The organism is Geopseudomonas aromaticivorans (assembly GCF_019097855.1).
Taxonomy (GTDB): Bacteria; Pseudomonadota; Gammaproteobacteria; order Pseudomonadales; family Pseudomonadaceae; genus Geopseudomonas; species Geopseudomonas aromaticivorans.
Genome location: NZ_JAHRGL010000016.1, coordinates 74,560 through 94,498, shown reverse-complemented (window position 1 = coordinate 94,498; position 19,939 = coordinate 74,560). Strand labels below are relative to the sequence as shown.

The following is a 19,939-nucleotide window of genomic DNA, read 5'->3' as shown; positions in this document are numbered from 1 at the left end:
GTAGTTCTTGTAGGTCTTATTGAAGGGCCAGCGTGCGCACGCCACGCTCGCCCACCAGCACTAACTCGTTTGCGCCGTCCCGGGCCACGCCAGCCACCGGCGCCAGCGCCGGCTGCGGCACCAGGGCAAAGCTCGCGCCGCCGTCGTGGCTGCGCAGGGCATGCCCGGCCAGGCTGAACAGCCAGAAGTCGCCACGCTCATCCAGCGCGCCGGCGGTGATGCTGACCGGCAAGCCGGTCTCCACCGGGGTCCAGCTCTGCCCGCCGTCGCTGCTGCGGAACACATGGCCGCGCAGGCCATAGGCGAGCACCTCGCCCGGCTTGCCGACCACGCCGAACCAGGTGCCCTGGTAGGGCGAGGGCAGCGCCGCGAAGCGCTGCTGGCCGGCATCCCACTTGAGCAGCAGGCCCTGTTCGCCGGCGATGTACAGCTCGCCATCGACCGCCGAGAGGCTGTTGAGGTGGAAGCTCTGCGGGTTGTCGGTGCGATCCTGCATCGGCACCCAGGTCTGGCCGCCGTCCGCAGTACGCAGGATCAGGTTGAACACGCCGACGGCGTAGCCGCGCTGCTCGTCGGCGAACCAGACGTCGAGCAACGGCTTGTCGGCGCCCTCGTCGACCAGGCGCTGGCCCTCGGCGACGAACTGGGCCCACTGCTCGTTGGCGGGCTCGGCGCTGGCCAGGGCACTGTAATGGGCCAGCACCAGGGCGCCGATCTGCCGGCCGTCCAGTTGCTTGACCCAGCTGGCGCCGCCATCGCTGCTGTGCAGCACCACGCCGTCGTTGCCCACCGCCCAGCCCTGCTGAGGGGTGGGGAAATGCACCGAATTGAGATCGGAACTGACCGGCACGCCGGCCTGCTGCCAGCTCTTGCCGGCATCGTCGGAATAGAGAATGTGGCCGCGCTGACCGACTGCCACCAGGCGCTCACCGGCCCGTGCCACGTCGCGCAGCGGGCTGCGCGCCACCAGGGCGCTCGGCTTGGCCGGCAGGTCCAGCACATCGACGTAACTGGCCGCCTGGGCGATGCCCTGCAGCGAGCCCAGCGCGATACCCAGCGCCAGCAGCGCGCACTTCTTGAAGGAACCCATTAGCGCGTCCTCTTTGGAAAGCCGTACCGGGTGGCGCGTGCCTTGCCGCCCGGCATCGTGATCATCGGCTGGCATCCGCCAGCCGCCGTCCGGCCGAACATTCGGGGGAATGCCGGGCCGGACGGGACTCGTCACCGCCGGATTAGCGGATACCGGCGCCGGCCAGGGACTCGGGCGACCACTGGGTCTTGGTCAGCGGCTCGATGTACTTGATGCCGCCGTACTGGCCGACCACCCCATTGATGTTGTAGGTGCCGCCGATCAGGTCGTAGATCATGAACGGGGTGGCATCCGGGGTCTGCTTGTCGTAGCTCTGGGTCAGGAAGGCGAAGGAGCCGCGATACAGCTGACCACGGGCGTCATACTGGTCGGATGCCAGGGCGACCCAGCTGTCCTCGTCCAGGTAGAAGCGGCGCTTGTGGTAGATGTGGCGCGCGCTCGGCTTCAGGGTGCCCTCGACGACCCACACGCGGTGCTTCTCCCAACGCACGAAGTCGGGCGAGAGATGATTAGGCGTGGTCAGCTGCTTGGTGTCCTTGGCGTAGGTCAGCTCGTAGGTGTTGTACGGGACGTACATCTCCTTCTTGCCTTCCAGCTTCCAGTCGTAGCGGTCCAGCGCGCCGTTGAAGACGAACACGTCGTCGTAGGTACCGGAGCCGGAGGTGCCCGGGTTCGGGGTGTCATAGGCCAGGTTCGGTGCCAACTTCACCCGGCGCTGGCCCGGCAGGTACTGCCAGGCGCTGCGCGGCTGCACCAGCGGGTTGGCGGCATCACGCAGCATGATCGCCTCGCCGGCGCGGCGGGCCGGCGCGGTGTAGGCCAGCTTCATCTGGTAGTAGGTGTCCTTGGCGCCGATCGGCTTGTTCATGTCCTCGTAGATCGGGTAGCTGATGTTCGCCTGGCCGGTGGTGGACAGGGTCGGCTTGCCGGCAGCGTCAACGTTCCACGAGTCGTACTTGGCGGAGATGCTCACACCCTGGTAGCGCAGCAGGAAGTTCCACATCGCCTCGGCGCCGGTCTTCGGGATCGGGAAGGGAATGCCCGGCAGCACGTTGTCCACCGCGGTGCCGCCCTCCTTGGACTGGGCGTTGGCGGCGTTCTTCAGGGTGTTGTCGAGCACGGCCTGCGGCAGCGCCACCGAACGGTGGGTCGGATAGACATCGATGCGGAAGGTCGGGAAGCGCTTGGCCAGCTCGACGGTGGTGGCGGTCAGCTGGTCCTTGTACTGGTCGACATTCTTGCCGTCGATCACCAGCAGCGGCTTCTCGCCGGCGAAGGGGTCGGGACGCATGCTGTCGCCGTTCTTGAAGCCAGCCGGCGGCGTGGTCAGGCCGCCCTGGTAGGCGGGGATGGAGCCATCGGCGCTGGCGGCCGCGTCGGCGCCGACCTTGCTCAGGCTGGTGCCGAGCTTGGCGGCTTCGCCAGCGGAGACGGCAGCGTGGGCCTGGCCGGCGATGGTCAGGGCAAGGGAAGCAGCGATCAGGGTATGCACGAATTTCATAATTATTGTTTTCCTGCTCAAAAGCTGAGAAATGCGTGGATCAGAAGGTGGTCTTGACGGTCAGGTAGACCGCGCCGCGGTCTTCCGTGGTCGAGCCACCACCGGAGAACGAGGAGTAGCCGCCGCCGTAGCAGGTGTAGTCCTGCTCGCCGTCGAAGGCGTTCGGGGTCGCGCCGTCGGTCTGGCCGTCGTCGCAAGACTCGGCCTCGCCGAAGGCATCCACGTATTTGAGGTCTACGAAGTACTGGTTGTAGATGGCGGCGCTCAGGCCGACCGCGTAGTTGCCGGTGTCCTCCGCGCCACCGCCCTGCACCGGGGAAACGCCATCCAGGCCAAGGTTGACGGAAACCGGCATGCTCAGATCGACGCCGGGGACGACCTGGTACCAGGTCGGGGTGAAGTTGACGCCGATGCCCCAGTTGTCGCGGGTCGGCTTGTCGATGCCACGGTAGGTGCTCTTGCCCTTGTACAGCGCCTCGTTTTCGCTATCGAGCTCCAGCAGGTTGCTGTAGTACAGCTCGCCCAGCAGGGTGGCCGCATCGAACAGCGGGGTGTCGCCGATGGTCATCAGACCGTTGAGGGTCCAGTGCAGGGTGTCGCCGGTGGCGCCCAGGCCGTCGCCGTCGCCCGGCACGGCGTAGATCACCCCGGTACCCGGCGCGCGGGCCGGCAGCAGGCCGAAGCCGTTGCCAAGGCCCGCCGGGCTGGTCGAGCTGACGATCGCCGGGATGCTGGCCAGCGGCATGTTGTGGCGGATGTTCAGGTCGCTGCCGACGCTGACCCCGGCGATCTCCTTGGACAGGCTGATGCCGTAGATGTCGATGTCGTCGGCGTAGGCGAACTGGTAGGTCGCGCGCTGCAGCGAGTTGTACAGGTTGCCGACGGCCGCCCGCGGGCTGGTGGGCGGCGTGCCGAAGGGGCCGCTGGCGACCGTCAGGCCGCGGGCGTCGAGCCAGGCCTGCGGCAGGATCTCCGAGGTGTTGCGGTAGTAGACGCCCAGGGTGCCGTCCAGCCACTCCGGCGCCCACTTGGCCATCACGCCCCAGTCGCCGCGCTTGTCGGGGTTGAGGTCATCACCACGGCGGATGTTGGTCAGCGCGCCCTGCACCGGGATCAGCCCCGGCGTGCCGGTGTGGCCGAGCAGGAAGCTCTGCGCGCCCTCGCCCACCAGGTCGGAACCGCCGTAGTAGGTGCCGGCCTCAGGCAGGCGCGCGGCGTCCCAGTCGAGGAAGTACTGGGCGCCGATGGTCAGCTCGGGGTTGACCTGGAAGGAGGCGGAAATCTGGTTGCGCGGGACGAACAGCTCCTTGGCCTCGGTGCCCGGCGAAGCCGCCAGCTTGGCCAGGTCCAAGCCCGACTGGCCGTAGCTCAGCGAGTGCACCGGGTTGAGCAGGGTCTCGCCCCAGAACAGGTTGTGCTGGCCGACCTTGGCGCTGATCGCGGACTCATCGCCTATCTCGGTGCGGAAGAACACGAAGGCATCGAGGATTTCGCCCGACGGGCCGCTGTAGTAGCGCTGGGCATAGTTGCTCAGGTGCGGACTGCCCAAGCCAACGCCGGTACCCGGCAGGCCGCCCAGGCTCGGGTTGATCCCCGACTGGTCGCCGTTGCCGTTGACGAACGGGTTGGAGTTGGAGCCGGTGTTGTCATAGGCCTTGTCGTACCAGCTGGCAGCACTGACGCGGAAACCCATGTTGCCCTGGTAGATCACATCCAGCTCGGTCAGCAGGTCGACCCGGTTGGTGATGTTGGTGCCCGACTTGCGGAAGTTGTAGTCGCCGTCGTTGTTGTTAGGCGTGGCCAGCATGCGCTTGTCGGCACTTTCGGTACGCACGCCGTAGTTGTACTTCACGGTGTTGTCGAAGCGAACAGCCCAGTCTTCGCTGCCGGTATCCACCTCGAAGGCCTGGGCTGCAGGCAGCGAGGCCAGCATGATGGCGCTGGCCAGCAGGCTACGACGCAGAGGGTAGGCGCTGTGATTCTGGTTGTTATGCATTACGTTGACTCCGCTTGTTTTTTATTGTTGTAAACGTTAGCTGGCATTCAGCGACTGACTGCGGCGCAAGGGCTTGCCGGACGACTGCCTTTCTCGCGATCCAGCGCCTCGACGAACTGCTCGGCCTGCGGCCATGGGCCGTAGCCAGCCGCCGGGTTCAGGTGGCCGACGGCGCCGCAGTCGACCACTTCGCTGCCCCACTGCTCGGCCATGCGGGCGACCGCCGCGAAGCTGGCCAAGTGATCGTTGCTGCTGGCGGCAACGATGCTGGGGAACGGCAGCGGGCCGCTGGGCAGCGGGTCCCAACCGTTGGCGCGCAGGGTTTCCGAGGTCGGGTAGCCTTCCGGCCACTGAGCGTTGAGATCCGGCGGCGCGGCCAGCAGGGCACCCTTGATGTCGCGGCGATGACGGGCGGCCCAGTGCGCCACCATCAACACGCCGGCGCTGTGCGCCACCAGGATCACCGGACCGTCGATCTGCACCAGTTCACGCTGGATTGCCTCGACCCGCGCGGCGCAGCTGAGCTTGTCGGTTTCCAGCGGCGGCACCGAGCGAACCTTGGCCAGGCGGGTCTCCAGCAGTGTTTGCCAGTGCTCGGCCACATGGTCGCGCAGACCGGGGACGATCAGGACGGTAGCGGCGGTTTGCAGTTTTTCCACGTCAGCACCCTTGCTCTCGATATTCAGGTCGGCTCACCCGCCGAACGCTTCGAGATCAACAGTAAAGAGCCCTCCCCCCGGTCGCTTCACATTCGACGCCATGCTCTTTTCATTTGATGACAGCCGCACCGGATGACCAAGGGCTTTACTGGGGATTGATCGTCGGACGGCTTCTCATTTGGCGACAAGGCGGCTATAAGTTCAGGACCCGCCAGCGCAGCGGGACGCCAATTGACAACTCATGGAAAACAACAAGATGACCGCCCTCGCCCGAGCCGCCATTCTCACCAACTACCTGGAAGTCGCCCGCCATCTAGGCCTGAACGGGCAGAGCCTGCTCTCGCAGGTGGGCCTCAGCGTCTCGCAGCTGGACGATCCCAATAAGCGCATCCCGGTTGCCGCCGCGGTCGGCCTGCTTGAGGAGTCGGCGCGTCTCAGCGGCTGCGAGACGCTAGGCCTGCGCATGGCCGAACTGCGCCAGCTGTCGGACTTTGGCGAGATCAGCCTGCTGCTCAGCCACCAGCGCACCCTGCGCGACGCACTGCAGGTGATCGTGCAGTACCGCCACCTGCTCAACGAGTCGCTGGCGATCCACATCGAGGAGGCCGGCAAGACAGTGATCATCCGCGAGGAAGTGGTCACCGACAGGCCGGCGCACAGCCGCCAGGCCATCGAGCTGGCAGTCGGCGTGATGCACCGCTTCTGCGCCGCCCTGCTCGGCGCGCACTGGCATCCGGCCAGCGTCAACTTCACCCACGAGGCACCGGCCGACCTGACCGTGCACCGGCGCATCTTCGGTTGCAAGCTGGAGTTCGGCAGCGAGTTCAACGGCATCGTCTGCCCCGCCGCCGACCTGGACACCGCCAACCCGCTGGCCAATGCGGCCATGGCGCGCCACGCACAGCGCTACCTGGACTCGCTGCAGACCGCGGGCGAACACTCGGTGGTGTTCGACGCGCGCAAGACCATCTACCTGCTGCTGCCGATGGGCCGCGCCACCATCGAGCAGATCGCCGAGACCCTGGGGATGAACGTGCGCACCCTGCAGCGCCGCCTGGAGGAAGGCGGCGCCACCTTCAGCGAGCTGATCAACGGCGTGCGCCGCGACCTGGTGATCCGCTACCTGGAGAACCCCGGTTACTCGTTGGGGCGCATCGCCGACATGCTCGGCTACTCGATGCCCAGCTCCTTCACCCGCTGGTTCATCGCCCAGTTCGGCATGCCGCCGGCGGCCTGGCGTGCGCAGCACAACATCGTACCGCGCAAGGAACGTTGACGGAAAAGGCTACGGCGAGACCCTGCCAGCCGCGCAGGTTGGCGGGGATGCCACAGGGTCAGCGGCTGCTCTGCGCGACCGTCAGCGCCAGCTCGTCGAGATCGGTCACCGCGCGGCTGAGGTAGAACTCGGCGCCGCCTTGCCCGCGCCCCTTGGCCTGCTGCAGCTGGCCGCGCACGAACTGATAGCTTTGGCGGATCTTGTCGAGAGCTTCGGCGTGTTCGCCATGCCTCTGGCTCAGCAGCGCGAAGCGCTCCTCGATATCCAGGTCGAGGGTCCGCAGCTGCTCGGCCGACAGCAGCCACTGTTCCTTGTCCGTCACCGGGTAGTCGCGCAGCTGGTAGTCGAACAGGAAGCTGGCCAGCGCACGGCTCTGCTCGCTAAACAGCGCGGCAGGAGCCTCGGCGGGCAGCTCGCGCTGCTCGCGGGCATAGGCCGCACCGGCCGCCTCGCGCAGCTCGTGCTGGTGGACCAGCAGTTGCTGCACCAGCAGGGGATACTCCTGGCGGCGCGTCGTCGGCAGGCCTTCGAGCTTGCCGAACACCTGCTGCATGGCCTGCACCGGCCCGGACAGCTCGGGTGGCTGGCCGAGCTGTTGCACGTCGGTCTGCAGCGTCTGCAGGTGCTGGAACACCGAGGTGAGCAGACGCGGATCGGGCAGACGATCCCTGGGGTCGAAGTAGAGCATGGCGCTGACGCCGAGCAGCTGGCTGCGGCTGTCGAGTTCGCCAAGCTGCACTGCGCTGCGTTCGTCGGCGCCGGCCTGCAGATTGAGCATCAGCAGCGCGCTGAACAGCAGTTTGCTTCGCATAGTCCCTTCCCTCTTGTTTTGTTGTTCTGTGAGGTCATGCGGCCGATTCCGGATCGGCAAAGTCCGGCCTTGCGCCGGACACAAGCCATCCCCGCGGCGCCCTTCACGGGCGCCGCCGAGGACAGCGGGTGATCAGTCGCTCAGCGCAGAATGGTGCAGCCGGTGGCCGCCTGCAGCGCGTCGAAGTCGACGCCCGGGGCCATATCCACCAGGCGCAGGCCGTCTGCGGTGACGTCCAGCACGGCCAGGTCGCTGATGATGCGATTCACCACGCCGACGCCGGTCAGCGGCAGGTCGCAGCGCGCGAGGATCTTGTGGTCGCCGTTCCTGGCGGTGTGCTCCATCAGCACCACCACGCGGCGCACGCCGGCCACCAGGTCCATGGCGCCGCCCATGCCCTTGACCAGCTTGCCGGGGATCATCCAGTTGGCCAGGTCGCCCTGCTCGGACACCTGCATGGCGCCGAGCAGGGCCAGGTTGATGTGGCCGCCGCGGATCATCGCGAAACTCTCGGCGCTGTCGAAGAAGCTGCTGCCCGGCAGGGTGGTGACGGTCTGCTTGCCGGCGTTGATCAGGTCGGCATCGACCTCGTCTTCGGTCGGGAACGGGCCGATGCCGAGCAGGCCGTTCTCGCTCTGCAGCCAGACGTCCATGCCCTCGGGGATGTAGTTGGCGACCAGGGTCGGCAGGCCGATGCCGAGGTTGACGTAGAAGCCGTCCTGCAGCTCCTGGGCGGCGCGCTGCGCCATTTCTTCGCGGGTCCAGGCCATGTTCAGTTCCCCCCTGCCGTTTTAGAAAGCGTGCGGACTTCGATGCGTTTTTCCGGGTTGGCGTTGAGCACCAGGCGCTGCACGTAGATGCCCGGCAGGTGGATCTGGTCCGGATCCAGCTCGCCGATCTCGACGATCTCCTCCACCTCGGCGACGCACACCTTGCCGGCCTTGGCGCACAGCGGGTTGAAGTTGCGCGCGGTCTTGTCGAACACCAGGTTGCCGGCCTTGTCGGCCCTGGCGCCCTTGATCAGCGCCACGTCCGCGGTCAGCGCGCGCTCCATGACGTACCAGTGGCCGTCGAACTGGCGGGTCTCCTTGCCCTCGGCGACCAGGGTGCCGTAGCCGGTGCGGGTGAAGAACGCCGGGATGCCGGCGCCGCCGGCGCGCAGCTTCTCGGCCAGGGTGCCCTGCGGGGTGAACTCCAGCGCCAGCTCGCCGGCCAGGTACTGGCGCTCGAACTCCTTGTTGCCGCCCACGTAGGAGGAAATCATCCTGGCGATCTGCCGGCTGTACAGCAGCGGGCCGAGACCGAAGTCGTCCACCCCGCAGTTGTTGCTGATGATGGTGAAGCCCCGCTTGCCGGTCTCGCGCAGCGCCGCGATCAGCGCCTCGGGGATACCGCACAGGCCGAAGCCGCCGACCGCCAGGGTGATGCCGTCCGCGACCAGCCCGTCGAGGGCGGCGTGGGCGTTGGGATAAAGCTTGTTCATTGCATCTTCTCTTTCTTGTTGATTACCCGCAGGCGCGAAAACCCTGTAGGGCGAATTCATTCGCCCAGATGCCCCGCCGAGGCGAATGAATTCGCCCCTACGGTTCACAGGCCCCAGTGCATCAGTCCCAGCACCAGCGCGACCAGGAAGACGGTCTCGCCCACCATCAGCAGGATCGGCTTGATACCCACCGAGGCCAGTTCCTTGAGCTGGGTCTTCATGCCCAGCGCGCTGATCGAGATGACCAGGCACCAGCGCGACAGCTCGTTGACCCCGCCCTGCACCAGCGTCGGCACCCAGCCGGTGCTGTTGACGCAGGCGAGGATCAGGAAGCCGACGGCGAACCAGGGCAGCAGCGGCGGACGCTTGCCGGTCGGGTCGGCGCCCTGCATGCGGGTGATCATCGCGGCGGTGACGATCACCGGCAGCAGCATGGCGACGCGCATCAGCTTGACCACGGTGGCGGTGTCGCCGGTCTCGGGCGACATGCCGTAGCCGGCGCCGACCACCTGGGCGACGTCGTGGATGGTGGCGCCGAGGAAAATCCCGGCATCCTGCGGCGACAGGGCGAACCAGTTGGCGATCATCGGGTAGAGGATCATCGCCAGGGTGGACAGCGCCGATACGCCGATCACGGTGAACAGGGTGGCGCGTTCCTTCTGCGGGTGGTTGGGTAGCGCGGCGGCCAGCGCCAGCGCCGCCGAGGCGCCGCAGATGGCGGTGGCGCCGCCGGTGAGCATGCCGAACAGGCGCTGGAAGCCGAGCGCCTTGGCCGCCACCACCGACACGCTGATGGTCACCGCCACCAGGATCACCACCAGCGCCACCGGCTTCCAGCCGAGGCCGGCGATCTGCTCCAGGGTGATGCGCATGCCCAGCAGGCACACGCCGATGCGCAGCACGGTGCGTGCGGTGAACTCGATGCCGACCTTGCACTTGCCGTCCGCGGACAGGAAGTTCAGCGCCATGCCCAGTAGCAGGGCGAACAGCATCACCGGCGCACCGTAGTGCTCGGAGAGGAAGGTCGCCGCCGCGGCGACGATCAGGCTGACCATGAAGCCCGGCGCCAATTCGCGCACACGGCTGGGGAAGGAAACGAGAGCGATGGCGCTCATTGAGCGGACTCCTCGGAAGCGATGACGATGAACAGCCGGCCGTCTTCCTGCACCTCGACCGGATAGCTGGCGACCTTGAGCGCGGTCGAGTTGAGCAGGTAGCCGCTGGCCAGGTTGAAACGCAGGCCGTGGGCGCAGCACTGGATCACCCGCCCGTCCAGACGCCCGCCGCACAGCGAGGCGCCCTGGTGCGGGCAGCTGTCGTCGATGGCGTAGAACTGGCCGTCGACGTTGAACAGCGCCAGGCTCTTGCCGGCGGATTCGACCAGCGCACGCGCACCGGGGGCCGGCACCCTGGCGGCCGGCACTTCGATATGCCGGGTCATGCCGGCTGCTCCCGGCGCGCCAGCGCGGCGTGCATGGCGCCGAGCAGCACCTCGGTCGACTGCGCGCCGGACACCGTCAGCTGGCGGTCGAAGACGAAGCACGGCACACCGCCGCCGGCCATGCCGGCCGCCTCGCCGAAGAACGGGCGGCCGTCGCCGTGCAGGCTGTCGACCAGCTCGGCAGCCAGGAAACCGCAGGACTCGGCGGCGACCAGCAGGGTGGCGGGATCGCCGAGGTCCTCGCCGTTGTGGAAGTAGGCGGCGAATAGGCACTCGAGCAGGGCCTCGACCTGCTGCGCGCTGCCGATGGCGGCGGCCTGCGCCAGCAGGCGATGGGCGTCGGCGGTATTGGGCATGCGCAGGATGTGGGCGAAGTCGATGTCCTCCCCGGCGGCGGCCGCCGCCTCGCGCACCTGGGCCTGGCGCAGGCGCACGGCCTGCTCGCTGCCGAGGCGGCGCAGGTAGAACTCGGCGAACGGCACGCCCGCGACCGGCAGGTCCGGCAGCAGCTGCACGCCGCGCCACTGGAGGGTCACCGCAACGTCCGGCCGGGTGGCGCGCAGGCGGGCCAGCGCGCGCCCCAGCTGACGCTTGCCGATCAGGCACCAGGGGCAGATGAAGTCGAAGAACACCTCGATAGACAGCGGCTGGCTCACGACTGGGCCTCCAGTGCCGCTTCGGTGGCGGTTTCCTCGACACCCTCGCCCTTCAGGCGGGCCATGTCGTTCAGGTAGTAGCGCTTGGCGTAGAAGAACACCGCCGCCGCCGCGATGCTGACCAGCGGCACCAGCTGGAAGGCGTTGTCCAGACCGATCAGATCGGACACCTTGCCGGTGAGCAGCGGGCCGGTGGCCAGGCCCAGCAGGTTGTTGGCCAGGGTCAGGGTGGCGAACGCAGTGCCGTGCACGGTGTAGTGGGTCAGGTTGGCGACCATCGCCCCGGCCGGACCGGAGGTGCCGGCGGCGATCAGCATGCCGAGGCAAATCAGCACCAGCTGGGCGGGGCCGGCCGGCAGGGCGAAGGCCAGCGACAGCAGCAGGCAGCTGCCCAGGCAGTAGCCGATGGCCAGGCCGATCTTGCGATCCGGGCGGTTGCGGCACATACGGTCGCTGAGCATGCCGCAGAGGATCATGCCGATACCGCTGCACAGCACGATGATGGCGGCAACGCCGCCGGCCTGGTCGGTGCCCATGGCGTAGTAGCGATTCAGGTAGCTGGGCATCCAGACGATGACGGTGCCGCCGACGAACAGCTGCAGGCCGCTGCCGACGTAGGCGGACAGCACCGAGCGGCTGGAGTACAGGGTGCGCAGCGGGCGCTGGGCCTTGAGTGCCGCCTTGCTGGCGGCATCTGCCACCCGCCGGGGGGCGATCTTCGCCTCGCGCACGATGACCGGATAGAGCAGCGCCAGGGCCAGGCCGAACAGCGCCATGCCGGCGAACGCCCAGCGCCAGCCCAGGTGCTGGGCCATCACCCCGCCGAGGGCCATGCCCAGCACCGAGCCGAACATGCCGCCGGAAATGAAGGCGCCGGACAGGGTGGCGCGCATCTCGCGCGGGAACACCGAGACCACCACGGCGATGCCGACGCTGCCGTAGGCGGCCTCGCCGACGCCGACCAGGAAGCGGGCGACGAACATCTGCTGGTAGTTTTCCGCCAGCGCGCAGCCCAGGGTCGCCAGGCTCCACAGCACGGCCATGATCGCCAGGCTCCGGACCCGGCCGAAGCGGTCGGCGACCAGCGAGAGGGGGAAGGTCAGCAGGCCGACCATCAGCGCGACAATGCCGCTGAGCAGGCCGAGCTGGGCATCGGAGAGCGCCCATTCGCCCTTGAGCAGGGGGAATACGGCGTTGAGCACCTGCCGCGACATGTAGTCGGAGATCAACAAGCCGAAGGTCAGGGCGAAGACGATCCAGGCATAGCGGCGCGGGATGCCGTTGGAGGTGTCTTCGCCGTCATCGGCGGTGGGGTGGTAGGCGGCCATGCTGCCTCCTTCTGTCTGTCGGGCGTGGGTCTTGTTGTTATGGAAGGCCTGAAATAGCCACTGATCGTCACTCCCGCGCAAGCGGGAGCCCAGGTGCTGCGGGCCTTCTGGATGATTCCCCTTCGGGCCAGCGCAAGCGCTGTTCAGCGATGAAGCCGCTGTCCCGCCTGCGCGGGAATGACGACTTCTTCAGAGTTTCCTCATTGGTCATGCCTGACCGGTTCTGCAAAGGCTTCGCCCGGGGTGAAGCCTTTGCGCAACCTCTATGGAGCGTAGAGGGGCCGGGAAGCCGCTGACCTCCCGACCCGACCAAGGTCAGCCGCGCTGCGGCACGCCCTTCTGCCCCGGCTTGCGGTTCGGCGCCATGCCGTTGGCCAGCAGGGTTTCCTCGATGCTGTCGTACTGCACGCCGATGCGGTAGATCTCGCGCGCCTCCTTGCCGTTGGCCACTTCGCGGCCCAGTTCGTGGGCGACGCGCACGGTCTGCTGGATCTGCTGCACCGAGGTGAACGGCTTGCCGTGCTGGTCGATGATGGTGTCCTCGATGCCGCAACGCGGGTGCAGGCCCATGGCCAGGGCCATGGCGTTGAACGGCAGCACGTTCTTCAGCAGCGACTCGGCGGTGATGGTGCAACCGTCCGGCGCGCGGTGGATGAAGTTGAAGAAGTTGAACGGGTTGGGGCCGTCGAAGCCGCCGCCGATGCCGATCCAGGTCAGGTTCAGCGGGCCCATGTAGACGCCCTTGCGCACCAGGCGCTCGAGGGTTTCCAGGGCGTGCATGCCGGTCAGCTGGAAGTGCGGCTGGATGCCGTTGGCGCACAGGCGCTTGAGGTGCTCGGCCACCCAGGACGGACCGGCCGGCACGGTCATTTCGCTGTAGGCGGCCTGGTAGGCCGGGTTGGCCAGGGAGGTGCCTTCCAGGTATTCCGGATACAGCAGCTCCATGATGTTCATTTGCGTGGTGTTGATGGCGATGGTCACCTGGTCCGGCTTGGGCGTCAGCTCGGCGAGCAGGTGGCGGGTGTCGTCACTCAGCCACAGGGCTTCGGCGCCCTCGCCTTCCGGGGCGAAGGAGATCGAACCGCCGACCTGGATGATCATGTCCGGCACAGCTTCACGCACGCCGGCGATCAGCTCGTTGAACTTGGACAGGCGCTTGGAACCCTTGCCGTCCAACTCGCGCACATGCAGGTGCAGTACGGTGGCGCCGGCCTCGTAGCAGTCGACGGCCTTCTGCACCTGCTCTTCCATGGTCACCGGGATGTCTTCCGGGAAGTCCTCGGGCATCCACTCGGGGCCGTAGGGGGCGACGGTGATGACCACCTTCTCCATGTTCTCGGGGTGCAGGGAATCGTCGAAGAATTGCATGTTGTGATCCTCGGTCTTTTTGTTGTTTGCCGCCGGGCGTTCCGGCAGGCACAAGATGCGTGCACGTAAGGGGGGCGCTGAAAAGTCGTCATTCCCGCGCAGGCGGGAATCCAGAAGGCCCGTGGTACCTGGGCTCCCGCCTGCGCGGGAGTGACGGCAAGTGGCTTTTTCAGAGTTTCCTTAGAAAGTCTTGTCGCCGATGATCCCGGCGCGCTCCATCTTGCGATGGCACGGCGGGTAGTCCATGACGGCGTAGTGCTGGGTGCTGCGGTTGTCCCAGATCGCCACGCTGTTGGGCTTCCAGCGCCAGCGCACCTGGTACTCCGGGATGTAGGCCTGGCTGACCAGGTAGCGCAGCAGGTCGCTGCCGCCCATGTTGTAGTCCTGGCCGTAACGGACGTGCTCCGGGGTGTGGAAGTTGGTGAAGTGGGTAGTGAAGGCGTTGACGAACAGCACCTTCTCACCGGTTTCCGGATGGGTGCGCACCACCGGGTGCTCGGCGTCCGGGTACTGGGCCTTGAGCGCCAGGCGCTTGTCGATCGGCATGGCGGCGCCGAAGCTGGCCTCGATGCTGTGGCGGGCGCGCAGGCCCTCGATCTTCGCCTTCACGTCGGCCGGCAGGTTCTCGTAGGCCAGCACCATGTTGGCCCACATGGTGTCGCCGCCCACCGGCGGGCACTCGATGCAGCGCAGCACGCAGCCCAGCGGCGGCGCCTCGCGCCAGGTGGCGTCGGTGTGCCAGGCGTTCTCGTAGCGGTCCATCGGCTGGTCGGGGCGCTTGTAGATCTGCACCAGGCCCGGGTGCTCCGGGTCGCTGCCGGCCACCGGGTGGTCTTCCAACTCGCCGAAGCGGCGGGCGAAGGCCACGTGTTCGGCGCGGCTGATGTCCTGGTCGCGCAGGAACAGCACGCGGTGCTTGAGCAGCTGGGCGCGGATCTCGGCGAACAGGCCGTCGTCGTGGATGGCGTCGGCCAGCTTGACGCCGACCAGCTCGGCGCCGATGGCACAGGTCAGTTGTTCGACTTGCATGGCGGTGGCCTCCTCAGATGACGAAGATCGACGAGCCGGTGGTCTTGCGCGACTCCAGGTCGCGGTGGGCTTCCACGGCATCCTGCAGGGCGTAGTGCTGGTTGATCTCGATCTTGATGCGGCCGCTGCCGACGTGGTCGAACAGCTCGCCGGCCAGATCGGCCTTCTCGGCCGGGTCGGCGATGTAGTCGGCCAGCGCCGGGCGGGTCAGGTACAGCGAGCCCTTCATCGCCAGCAGCACCGGGTCGAAGGCCGGGATCGGCCCGGAGGCGGTGCCGACGCAGACCAGCAGGCCGCGGCGCTTGAGCGAGTCCAGCGAGGCCATGAAGGTGTTCTTGCCGACGCTGTCGAACACCACGTTGACGCCGACACCATCGGTCAGCTCGCGCACGCGCTTGGCGACGTCCTCGTGGCTGTAGTTGATGGTGTGGTCGCAGCCGTGGGCGCGGGCCACTTCGGCCTTGGCCTCGGTGGACACGGTACCGATCACGGTCAGGCCGAGCAGCTTGGCCCACTGCGAGACGATCAGGCCGACCCCGCCGGCGGCGGCGTGCAGCAGGATGGTGTCGCCGGCCTTGAAGTCGTAGATGCGGCGCATCAGGTAGGCCGAGGTCAGGCCGCGCATGGTCATGGCCGCGGCGGTCTCGAAGGAGATGGTTTCCGGCAGCTTGATCAGCGGCGCGGCCGGGATCAGGCGCTCGGTCGAGTAGGCGCCGAGGGTGTTGAGGAAGCCGGTGTAGGTGACGCGATCGCCCACCGCCACGTTGGTCACGCCCTCGCCCACCGCCTCCACCACGCCGGAGGCTTCCACGCCCATGCCGTTCGGCAGCGGGATCGGGTAGGTGCCGTTGCGGAAATAGGTGTCGGCGTAGTTCAGGCCGACCGCCACGTGGCGCAGGCGGACCTGACCGGGTCCGGGCTCGCCGACTTCGACGTCCTCGTAGCGCAGAACCTCGGGCCCCCCGGTTTCATAGAAGCGTACGGCTTTGGCCATGCTTGTCTCCCCAATTCATCTTGTTGAGCAATACCGCTCGTGTAGTAGGGAATTTAGGCAGTTGCCCCTTTCGGCGCTTCTCATCGGGCGACAGCGGTTTTTCATTTCATGACAGTTGCCGGGGATTCCTGCCTCCAGCGTGGGCCGCACGCAAAAAAGCCGGTGGGCGCGGCTGGCCTGCACCGCCATGCAGGTCCTGCCGCACGCACCGGCAAGGTTCAGCCAGTCTCAGCGCTGGCCACTGAGCGAATCAGGCGTGCTGGGTGAAACCCACCTGCCCCGGCTTGCGATTGGGTGCGAAGCCGTTCTTGGCCAGCGTCTCGTCGGCGTCCTTGTAGAAGGTGCCGATCTTGTAGATCTCGCGGGCTTCCTGGCCGTTGGCGATGTCGCGACCGAACTCGCGGGAGATGCGCACCAGTTGCTCGATCTGCTCGACGGTGGTCATCTTGCGCTCGCGCTTCTGCGTCCAGATGTTGTCCTCGATGCCGCAGCGCACGTGCAGGCCCAGGGCGATGGCCATCATGTTCAGCGGCAGGGTGTTGAGCATGGAGGTTTCCAGGGTCAGCACCGAGCCGTCTGGGCAGGCGCGCACGAAGTTGGCCAGGTTGTAGAGGTTCGGCGCCTCGAAGCCGCCACCGATGGCCACCCAGGTGAGGATCAGCGGCACGTTGCACACGCCACGGCGCATCATGCGCTCGACGGTTTCCAGCTGCGCGATGTTGGCCAGCTGGAAATGGGTCTGGATCTTGTTGTCGGAGAGGCGCTTGATGTGCTCCTCGACCCAGGCCGGGCCGGCCGGGATGGTCATCTCGCGGTAGGCCTCGTAGCCGGCGGTACCCACGTCCAGCGAGGTGCCGCGGACGTCGGCGGCGCACATCTGCTCGACCACGTTCATCTGGTTGGTGTTGATGGCGATGGTCACCTGGTCCGGCGTCGGCTTGATCTCGGCCAGCATGTGGCGGGTGTCGTCGGACAGCCACTTGGCGACGTCGCCTTCGCTTTCCGGGGCGAAGGAGATCGAGCCGCCGATCTGCAGGATCATGTCCGGACAGGCTTCGCGGATACCGGCGACCAGCTGGTTGGTGAAGGACAGGCGCTTGGAGCCCTTGCCGTCGGCTTCGCGACCATGCACGTGGAGCACGGTGGCACCGGCGTTGTAGCAGTCGACGGCCTTCTGGATCTGCGCGTCGAGCGAGACCGGAATGTCTTCCGGAAAGTCGGACGGCTGCCACTCCGGGCCGTAGGGCGCGGCGGTGATGACCAGTTTCTGCATGTTTTCGACGAACAGGGACCCATCGGTGAAGTTCATGGCGTTTTCCTCGGCTTGGCGGTGTTGTGCTGGTTGTGCTGTTCGGGGGATGGGGAAACTCGGCAAGAGTCGTCATTCCCGCGCAGGCGGGAATCCAGAAGGCCCGTAGCCCTGGGCTCCCGCCTGCGCGGGAGCGACGCAGAGTCCCCTCAGAAAGGCTTGTCGCCGACGATGGCCGCGCGCTCCATCTTGCGATGGCAGGCCGGGTAGTCCATGACCGCGTAGTGCTGGGTGCTGCGGTTGTCCCAGATGGCGATGCTGTTGGGCTTCCAGCGCCAGCGCACCTGGTACTCCGGGATGTACGCCTGGCCGATCAGGTAGCGCAGCAGGTCATTGGCGCCGGGGTTGGCGTCCTGGCCGAAGCGCACGCGCTCCTTGGTGTGGTAGTTGGTGAAGTGGGTGGTGAAGGCGTTGACGAAGAGGATCTTCTCGCCGGTTTCAGGATGGGTGCGCACCACCGGATGCTCGGCATCGGGGTACTGGGCCTTCATCGCCAGGCGCTGCTCGAGCGGCATGGCGGCGGCGAAGGACGACTCGAAGCTGTGGTTGGCGCGCAGATCCTCGATCTGCTGCTTGATCGCCTGCGGCAGCTTCTCGTAAGCCAGCGCCATGTTCGCCCACATGGTGTCGCCGCCCACCGGCGGGCATTCCACGCAGCGCAGCACGCAGCCCAGCGCCGGGGTCTCGCGCCAGGTGCCGTCGGTGTGCCAGGCGTTCTCGTAGCGGTCGATCGGCTGGTCGGGGCGCTTGTAGATCTGCACCAGGCCCGGCGCTTCCGGATGGGTCGGCGCCATCGGGTGGTCCTCCAGCGCACCGAAACGGCGGGCGAAGGCCACGTGATCCGGACGGGAAATGTCCTGATCGCGCAGGAAAAGCACCTTGTTCTGCAGCAGCAGTCCCTTGATCTCGTTGAACAGTCCGTCGTCGTGGACGGCATCGGCGAGGTTCACGCCGACCAGTTCGGCGCCGATACTGCAGGTGAGTGGTTCTACGCGCATCTTGTTGTTCTCCTCGGGGGCGAAGGGCGTTCGGCCGGACGAGCCGCCTGGCAGGCCGGCTGGCCGCAGTGGCCGTGAGGAGAAATTTATGAGCGCGCACCGCCGTCGACCTTTCATTCGACGACAGTGTTTTTTCATTTCATGACTAATCCCGGAGGTTTCCTGCGGGATTGGGCGCGGCTTTGATTTGCGTCAGTTTTTGCGATGCCAACCAGATGGCCGCAAGCCCACCTGCTCCGCTTCAGCCTGGGACGAAGGCGGGGCGCTGACGGGCAAGGGCGACATCCAGCGGCCCAGCCAACAACTGGCCGGGGGACCTTCCGTTGCGTAACATCCGCAGCCCCGTTTCCCACCCCACGCTGCGGCCGGCTGCGCCGGCCCGCCTCCCAGGTAAGTCTCAGGTAAGCCATGAAAGCAAAACGTCTGCGCGCCGATGTCCTGGCCGGACTCACCACCTCCTTCGCGCTGGTGCCCGAGTGCATCGCCTTCGCCCTGGTGGCCCAGCTCAATCCGCTGATGGGCCTGTACGGCGCCTTCATCATCTGCACCCTCACCGCGCTGTTCGGCGGCCGCCCCGGCATGGTGTCTGGCGCCGCCGGCTCGATGGCCGTGGTGATAGTCGCGCTGGTGGTGCAGCACGGCGCGCAGTACCTGCTCGCCACCGTGCTGCTGGGCGGACTGATCATGGTCGCCTTCGGCCTGCTGCGCCTCGGCAAGCTGATCCGCATGGTGCCGCACCCAGTGATGCTCGGCTTCGTCAACGGCTTGGCGATCGTCATCGCCCTGTCCCAGCTGGAGCACTTCAGGAGCGGCGAGACCTGGCTGAGCGGTACAGCGTTGTACCTGATGCTGGGGCTGGTGGCGCTGACCATGGCCATCGTCTACCTGCTGCCGCGCCTGACCCGCACGGTGCCGCCGGCGCTGGTGGCGATCCTCGGCGTCGGTCTGGCGGTCTGGCTGCTCGGCCTGCCGACCCACACCCTCGGCGACATGGCGAATATCGCCGGCGGCCTACCCGCCTTCGCCCTGCCGGACATCCCCTGGAACCTGGAAACCCTCGGCATCATCGCCCCCTACGCGATCCTGATGGCCCTGGTCGGCCTGCTGGAAACCCTGCTGACCCTGAACCTCACCGACGAGATCACCGAGAGTCGCGGCTACCCGGATCGCGAGTGCGTGACCCTCGGTGCGGCCAACATCGCCTCCGGCCTGTTCGGCGGCATGGGCGGCTGCGCGATGATCGGCCAGACCATGATCAACCTCAGTTCCGGCGGCCGCGGCCGGCTGTCCGGGGTGGTCGCCGGGGTGATGATCCTGTTGTTCGTGCTGTTCCTCGCGCCGCTGATCGAGCGCATCCCGCTCGCCGCACTGGTCGGCGTGATGTTCGTGGTGGCTCAGCAGACCTTCGCCTGGGCCTCGCTGCGGGTGCTCGGCAAGGTGCCGCGCAACGATGCGCTGGTGATCTTCGCCGTGACCGTCATCACCGTATTCACCGACCTGGCCACCGCCGTGCTGTGCGGCATCGTCATCGCCGCACTGAACTTCGCCTGGCAGCAGGCCCGCGAGTTGTACGCCGACAGCCATCTGGAAGCCGACGGCAGCAAGCTCTACCGCCTGCACGGCACGCTGTTCTTCGCCTCCAGCACGCCCTTCCTCAACCAGTTCGATGTGGCGGGCGACCCGGCCCAGGTGACCCTCGACTGCCGCCACCTGAGCTTCGTCGACTACTCGGCCATCGCCGCGCTGAAGACCCTGCGCGAGCGCTATGCCAAGGCCGGCAAGCACCTGCGCGTGCTGCACCTGTCCGAGCGCTGCAAGCAACTGCTCAAGCGCGCGGGCGTACAGCACGACTAAGGCCAGCCGGGTGCAGCGCCCTCAGGGGAGCGCCGAAGAGGCCGTCATTCACGCGCAGGCGGGACAGCGGCTTCATCGCTGAACAGCGCTTGCGCTGGCCCGGAGGGGAATCATCCACAAGGCCCGCAGCACCTGGGCTCCCACCT

18 protein-coding genes are annotated in these 19,939 nt (G+C 67.1%); 2 read left to right on the top strand and 16 right to left on the bottom strand.

What is annotated here, in order from left to right:
- Nucleotides 1-16: 16 nt before the first annotated feature.
- The 4 genes from KRX52_RS07130 to KRX52_RS07115 all read right to left on the bottom strand — a co-directional run bounded on the left by KRX52_RS07130 (nucleotide 17) and on the right by KRX52_RS07115 (nucleotide 5,246).
- Nucleotides 17-1,090, bottom strand: coding sequence for a WD40/YVTN/BNR-like repeat-containing protein (locus tag KRX52_RS07130; RefSeq protein ID WP_217681034.1), 1,074 nt, complete (start codon nucleotides 1,088-1,090; stop codon nucleotides 17-19).
- Between the two features lie 142 nt (nucleotides 1,091-1,232).
- A complete protein-coding gene (locus KRX52_RS07125; RefSeq protein WP_217681032.1) occupies nucleotides 1,233-2,591 on the bottom strand; it encodes a DUF1329 domain-containing protein in 1,359 nt (452 codons plus the stop codon).
- A 40-nt stretch (nucleotides 2,592-2,631) separates the two neighbouring features.
- On the bottom strand, nucleotides 2,632-4,587 hold the full coding sequence (locus tag KRX52_RS07120) for a DUF1302 domain-containing protein (protein ID WP_217681030.1): 1,956 nt from the start codon (nucleotides 4,585-4,587) through the stop codon (nucleotides 2,632-2,634).
- 47 nt (nucleotides 4,588-4,634) lie between these two features.
- The gene (locus tag KRX52_RS07115) at nucleotides 4,635-5,246 is read right to left on the bottom strand and encodes an RBBP9/YdeN family alpha/beta hydrolase (protein WP_217681028.1); all 612 of its coding nucleotides are present in this window, start codon (nucleotides 5,244-5,246) and stop codon (nucleotides 4,635-4,637) included.
- Nucleotides 5,247-5,502: 256 nt separating this feature from the next.
- Between KRX52_RS07115 and KRX52_RS07110 the strand changes: the two genes are divergently transcribed.
- A complete protein-coding gene (locus tag KRX52_RS07110; protein ID WP_217681026.1) occupies nucleotides 5,503-6,522 on the top strand; it encodes an AraC family transcriptional regulator in 1,020 nt (339 codons plus the stop codon).
- 58 nt (nucleotides 6,523-6,580) lie between these two features.
- On the opposite strand, the gene KRX52_RS07105 is transcribed toward KRX52_RS07110, so the two are convergent.
- The 12 genes from KRX52_RS07105 to KRX52_RS07050 form a co-directional block, all read right to left on the bottom strand.
- Nucleotides 6,581-7,333 carry a hypothetical protein gene (locus KRX52_RS07105; RefSeq protein WP_217681024.1) on the bottom strand — a complete coding sequence of 251 codons (753 nt, stop codon included), beginning with the start codon at nucleotides 7,331-7,333 and terminating at the stop codon, nucleotides 6,581-6,583.
- Nucleotides 7,334-7,473: 140 nt separating this feature from the next.
- On the bottom strand, nucleotides 7,474-8,103 hold the full coding sequence (locus tag KRX52_RS07100; RefSeq protein WP_217681022.1) for a CoA transferase subunit B: 630 nt from the start codon (nucleotides 8,101-8,103) through the stop codon (nucleotides 7,474-7,476).
- Between the two features lie 2 nt (nucleotides 8,104-8,105).
- Nucleotides 8,106-8,816 carry a CoA transferase subunit A gene (locus KRX52_RS07095; protein WP_217681020.1) on the bottom strand — a complete coding sequence of 237 codons (711 nt, stop codon included), beginning with the start codon at nucleotides 8,814-8,816 and terminating at the stop codon, nucleotides 8,106-8,108.
- 104 nt (nucleotides 8,817-8,920) lie between these two features.
- Complete coding sequence (locus KRX52_RS07090) at nucleotides 8,921-9,931, bottom strand: YeiH family protein (RefSeq protein ID WP_217681018.1); 1,011 nt, start codon at nucleotides 9,929-9,931, stop codon at nucleotides 8,921-8,923.
- A complete protein-coding gene (locus tag KRX52_RS07085; RefSeq protein WP_217681016.1) occupies nucleotides 9,928-10,257 on the bottom strand; it encodes a Rieske (2Fe-2S) protein in 330 nt (109 codons plus the stop codon). The genes KRX52_RS07090 and KRX52_RS07085 overlap by 4 nt, the downstream gene beginning before the upstream one ends.
- On the bottom strand, nucleotides 10,254-10,913 hold the full coding sequence (locus KRX52_RS07080; RefSeq protein ID WP_217681014.1) for a DsbA family oxidoreductase: 660 nt from the start codon (nucleotides 10,911-10,913) through the stop codon (nucleotides 10,254-10,256). The genes KRX52_RS07085 and KRX52_RS07080 overlap by 4 nt, the downstream gene beginning before the upstream one ends.
- The gene (locus tag KRX52_RS07075; RefSeq protein WP_217681007.1) at nucleotides 10,910-12,241 is read right to left on the bottom strand and encodes an MFS transporter; all 1,332 of its coding nucleotides are present in this window, start codon (nucleotides 12,239-12,241) and stop codon (nucleotides 10,910-10,912) included. Before KRX52_RS07075 ends, KRX52_RS07080 begins: the two co-directional genes overlap by 4 nt.
- Nucleotides 12,242-12,556: 315 nt before the next feature.
- Nucleotides 12,557-13,609 (bottom strand): beta-keto acid cleavage family enzyme, encoded by a 1,053-nt coding sequence (locus KRX52_RS07070; protein WP_217680999.1) that lies wholly within the window; start codon nucleotides 13,607-13,609, stop codon nucleotides 12,557-12,559.
- 180 nt (nucleotides 13,610-13,789) lie between these two features.
- Entirely contained in the window at nucleotides 13,790-14,638 is an 849-nt protein-coding gene (locus tag KRX52_RS07065) for a TauD/TfdA dioxygenase family protein (protein WP_217680997.1), read from the bottom strand.
- Between the two features lie 13 nt (nucleotides 14,639-14,651).
- Nucleotides 14,652-15,632 (bottom strand): quinone oxidoreductase family protein, encoded by a 981-nt coding sequence (locus tag KRX52_RS07060; protein ID WP_217680995.1) that lies wholly within the window; start codon nucleotides 15,630-15,632, stop codon nucleotides 14,652-14,654.
- Nucleotides 15,633-15,882: 250 nt separating this feature from the next.
- The gene (locus KRX52_RS07055; RefSeq protein ID WP_217680993.1) at nucleotides 15,883-16,941 is read right to left on the bottom strand and encodes a beta-keto acid cleavage family enzyme; all 1,059 of its coding nucleotides are present in this window, start codon (nucleotides 16,939-16,941) and stop codon (nucleotides 15,883-15,885) included.
- Nucleotides 16,942-17,090: 149 nt separating this feature from the next.
- Nucleotides 17,091-17,939, bottom strand: a complete 849-nt coding sequence (locus KRX52_RS07050; protein ID WP_217680991.1) for a TauD/TfdA dioxygenase family protein — start codon at nucleotides 17,937-17,939, stop codon at nucleotides 17,091-17,093.
- 408 nt (nucleotides 17,940-18,347) lie between these two features.
- Between KRX52_RS07050 and KRX52_RS07045 the strand changes: the two genes are divergently transcribed.
- On the top strand, nucleotides 18,348-19,793 hold the full coding sequence (locus KRX52_RS07045) for a SulP family inorganic anion transporter (RefSeq protein WP_217680989.1): 1,446 nt from the start codon (nucleotides 18,348-18,350) through the stop codon (nucleotides 19,791-19,793).
- Nucleotides 19,794-19,939 lie beyond the last annotated feature (146 nt).

Excerpts from the sequence above, each read along its gene's own strand:
- KRX52_RS07095 (WP_217681020.1), bottom strand. The coding sequence starts at position 8,816 with ATGAACAAGCTTTATCCCAACGCCCACGCCGCCCTCGACGGGCTGGTC.
- KRX52_RS07075 (WP_217681007.1), bottom strand. The coding sequence starts at position 12,241 with ATGGCCGCCTACCACCCCACCGCCGATGACGGCGAAGACACCTCCAAC.
- KRX52_RS07085 (WP_217681016.1), bottom strand. The coding sequence starts at position 10,257 with ATGACCCGGCATATCGAAGTGCCGGCCGCCAGGGTGCCGGCCCCCGGT.
- KRX52_RS07105 (WP_217681024.1), bottom strand. The coding sequence starts at position 7,333 with ATGCGAAGCAAACTGCTGTTCAGCGCGCTGCTGATGCTCAATCTGCAG.
- KRX52_RS07050 (WP_217680991.1), bottom strand. The coding sequence starts at position 17,939 with ATGCGCGTAGAACCACTCACCTGCAGTATCGGCGCCGAACTGGTCGGC.
- KRX52_RS07125 (WP_217681032.1), bottom strand. The coding sequence starts at position 2,591 with ATGAAATTCGTGCATACCCTGATCGCTGCTTCCCTTGCCCTGACCATC.
- KRX52_RS07120 (WP_217681030.1), bottom strand. The coding sequence starts at position 4,587 with ATGCATAACAACCAGAATCACAGCGCCTACCCTCTGCGTCGTAGCCTG.
- KRX52_RS07090 (WP_217681018.1), bottom strand. The coding sequence starts at position 9,931 with ATGAGCGCCATCGCTCTCGTTTCCTTCCCCAGCCGTGTGCGCGAATTG.
- KRX52_RS07130 (WP_217681034.1), bottom strand. The coding sequence starts at position 1,090 with ATGGGTTCCTTCAAGAAGTGCGCGCTGCTGGCGCTGGGTATCGCGCTG.
- KRX52_RS07065 (WP_217680997.1), bottom strand. The coding sequence starts at position 14,638 with ATGCAAGTCGAACAACTGACCTGTGCCATCGGCGCCGAGCTGGTCGGC.
- KRX52_RS07060 (WP_217680995.1), bottom strand. The coding sequence starts at position 15,632 with ATGGCCAAAGCCGTACGCTTCTATGAAACCGGGGGGCCCGAGGTTCTG.
- KRX52_RS07100 (WP_217681022.1), bottom strand. The coding sequence starts at position 8,103 with ATGGCCTGGACCCGCGAAGAAATGGCGCAGCGCGCCGCCCAGGAGCTG.
- KRX52_RS07110 (WP_217681026.1), top strand. The coding sequence starts at position 5,503 with ATGACCGCCCTCGCCCGAGCCGCCATTCTCACCAACTACCTGGAAGTC.
- KRX52_RS07055 (WP_217680993.1), bottom strand. The coding sequence starts at position 16,941 with ATGAACTTCACCGATGGGTCCCTGTTCGTCGAAAACATGCAGAAACTG.
- KRX52_RS07045 (WP_217680989.1), top strand. The coding sequence starts at position 18,348 with ATGAAAGCAAAACGTCTGCGCGCCGATGTCCTGGCCGGACTCACCACC.
- KRX52_RS07070 (WP_217680999.1), bottom strand. The coding sequence starts at position 13,609 with ATGCAATTCTTCGACGATTCCCTGCACCCCGAGAACATGGAGAAGGTG.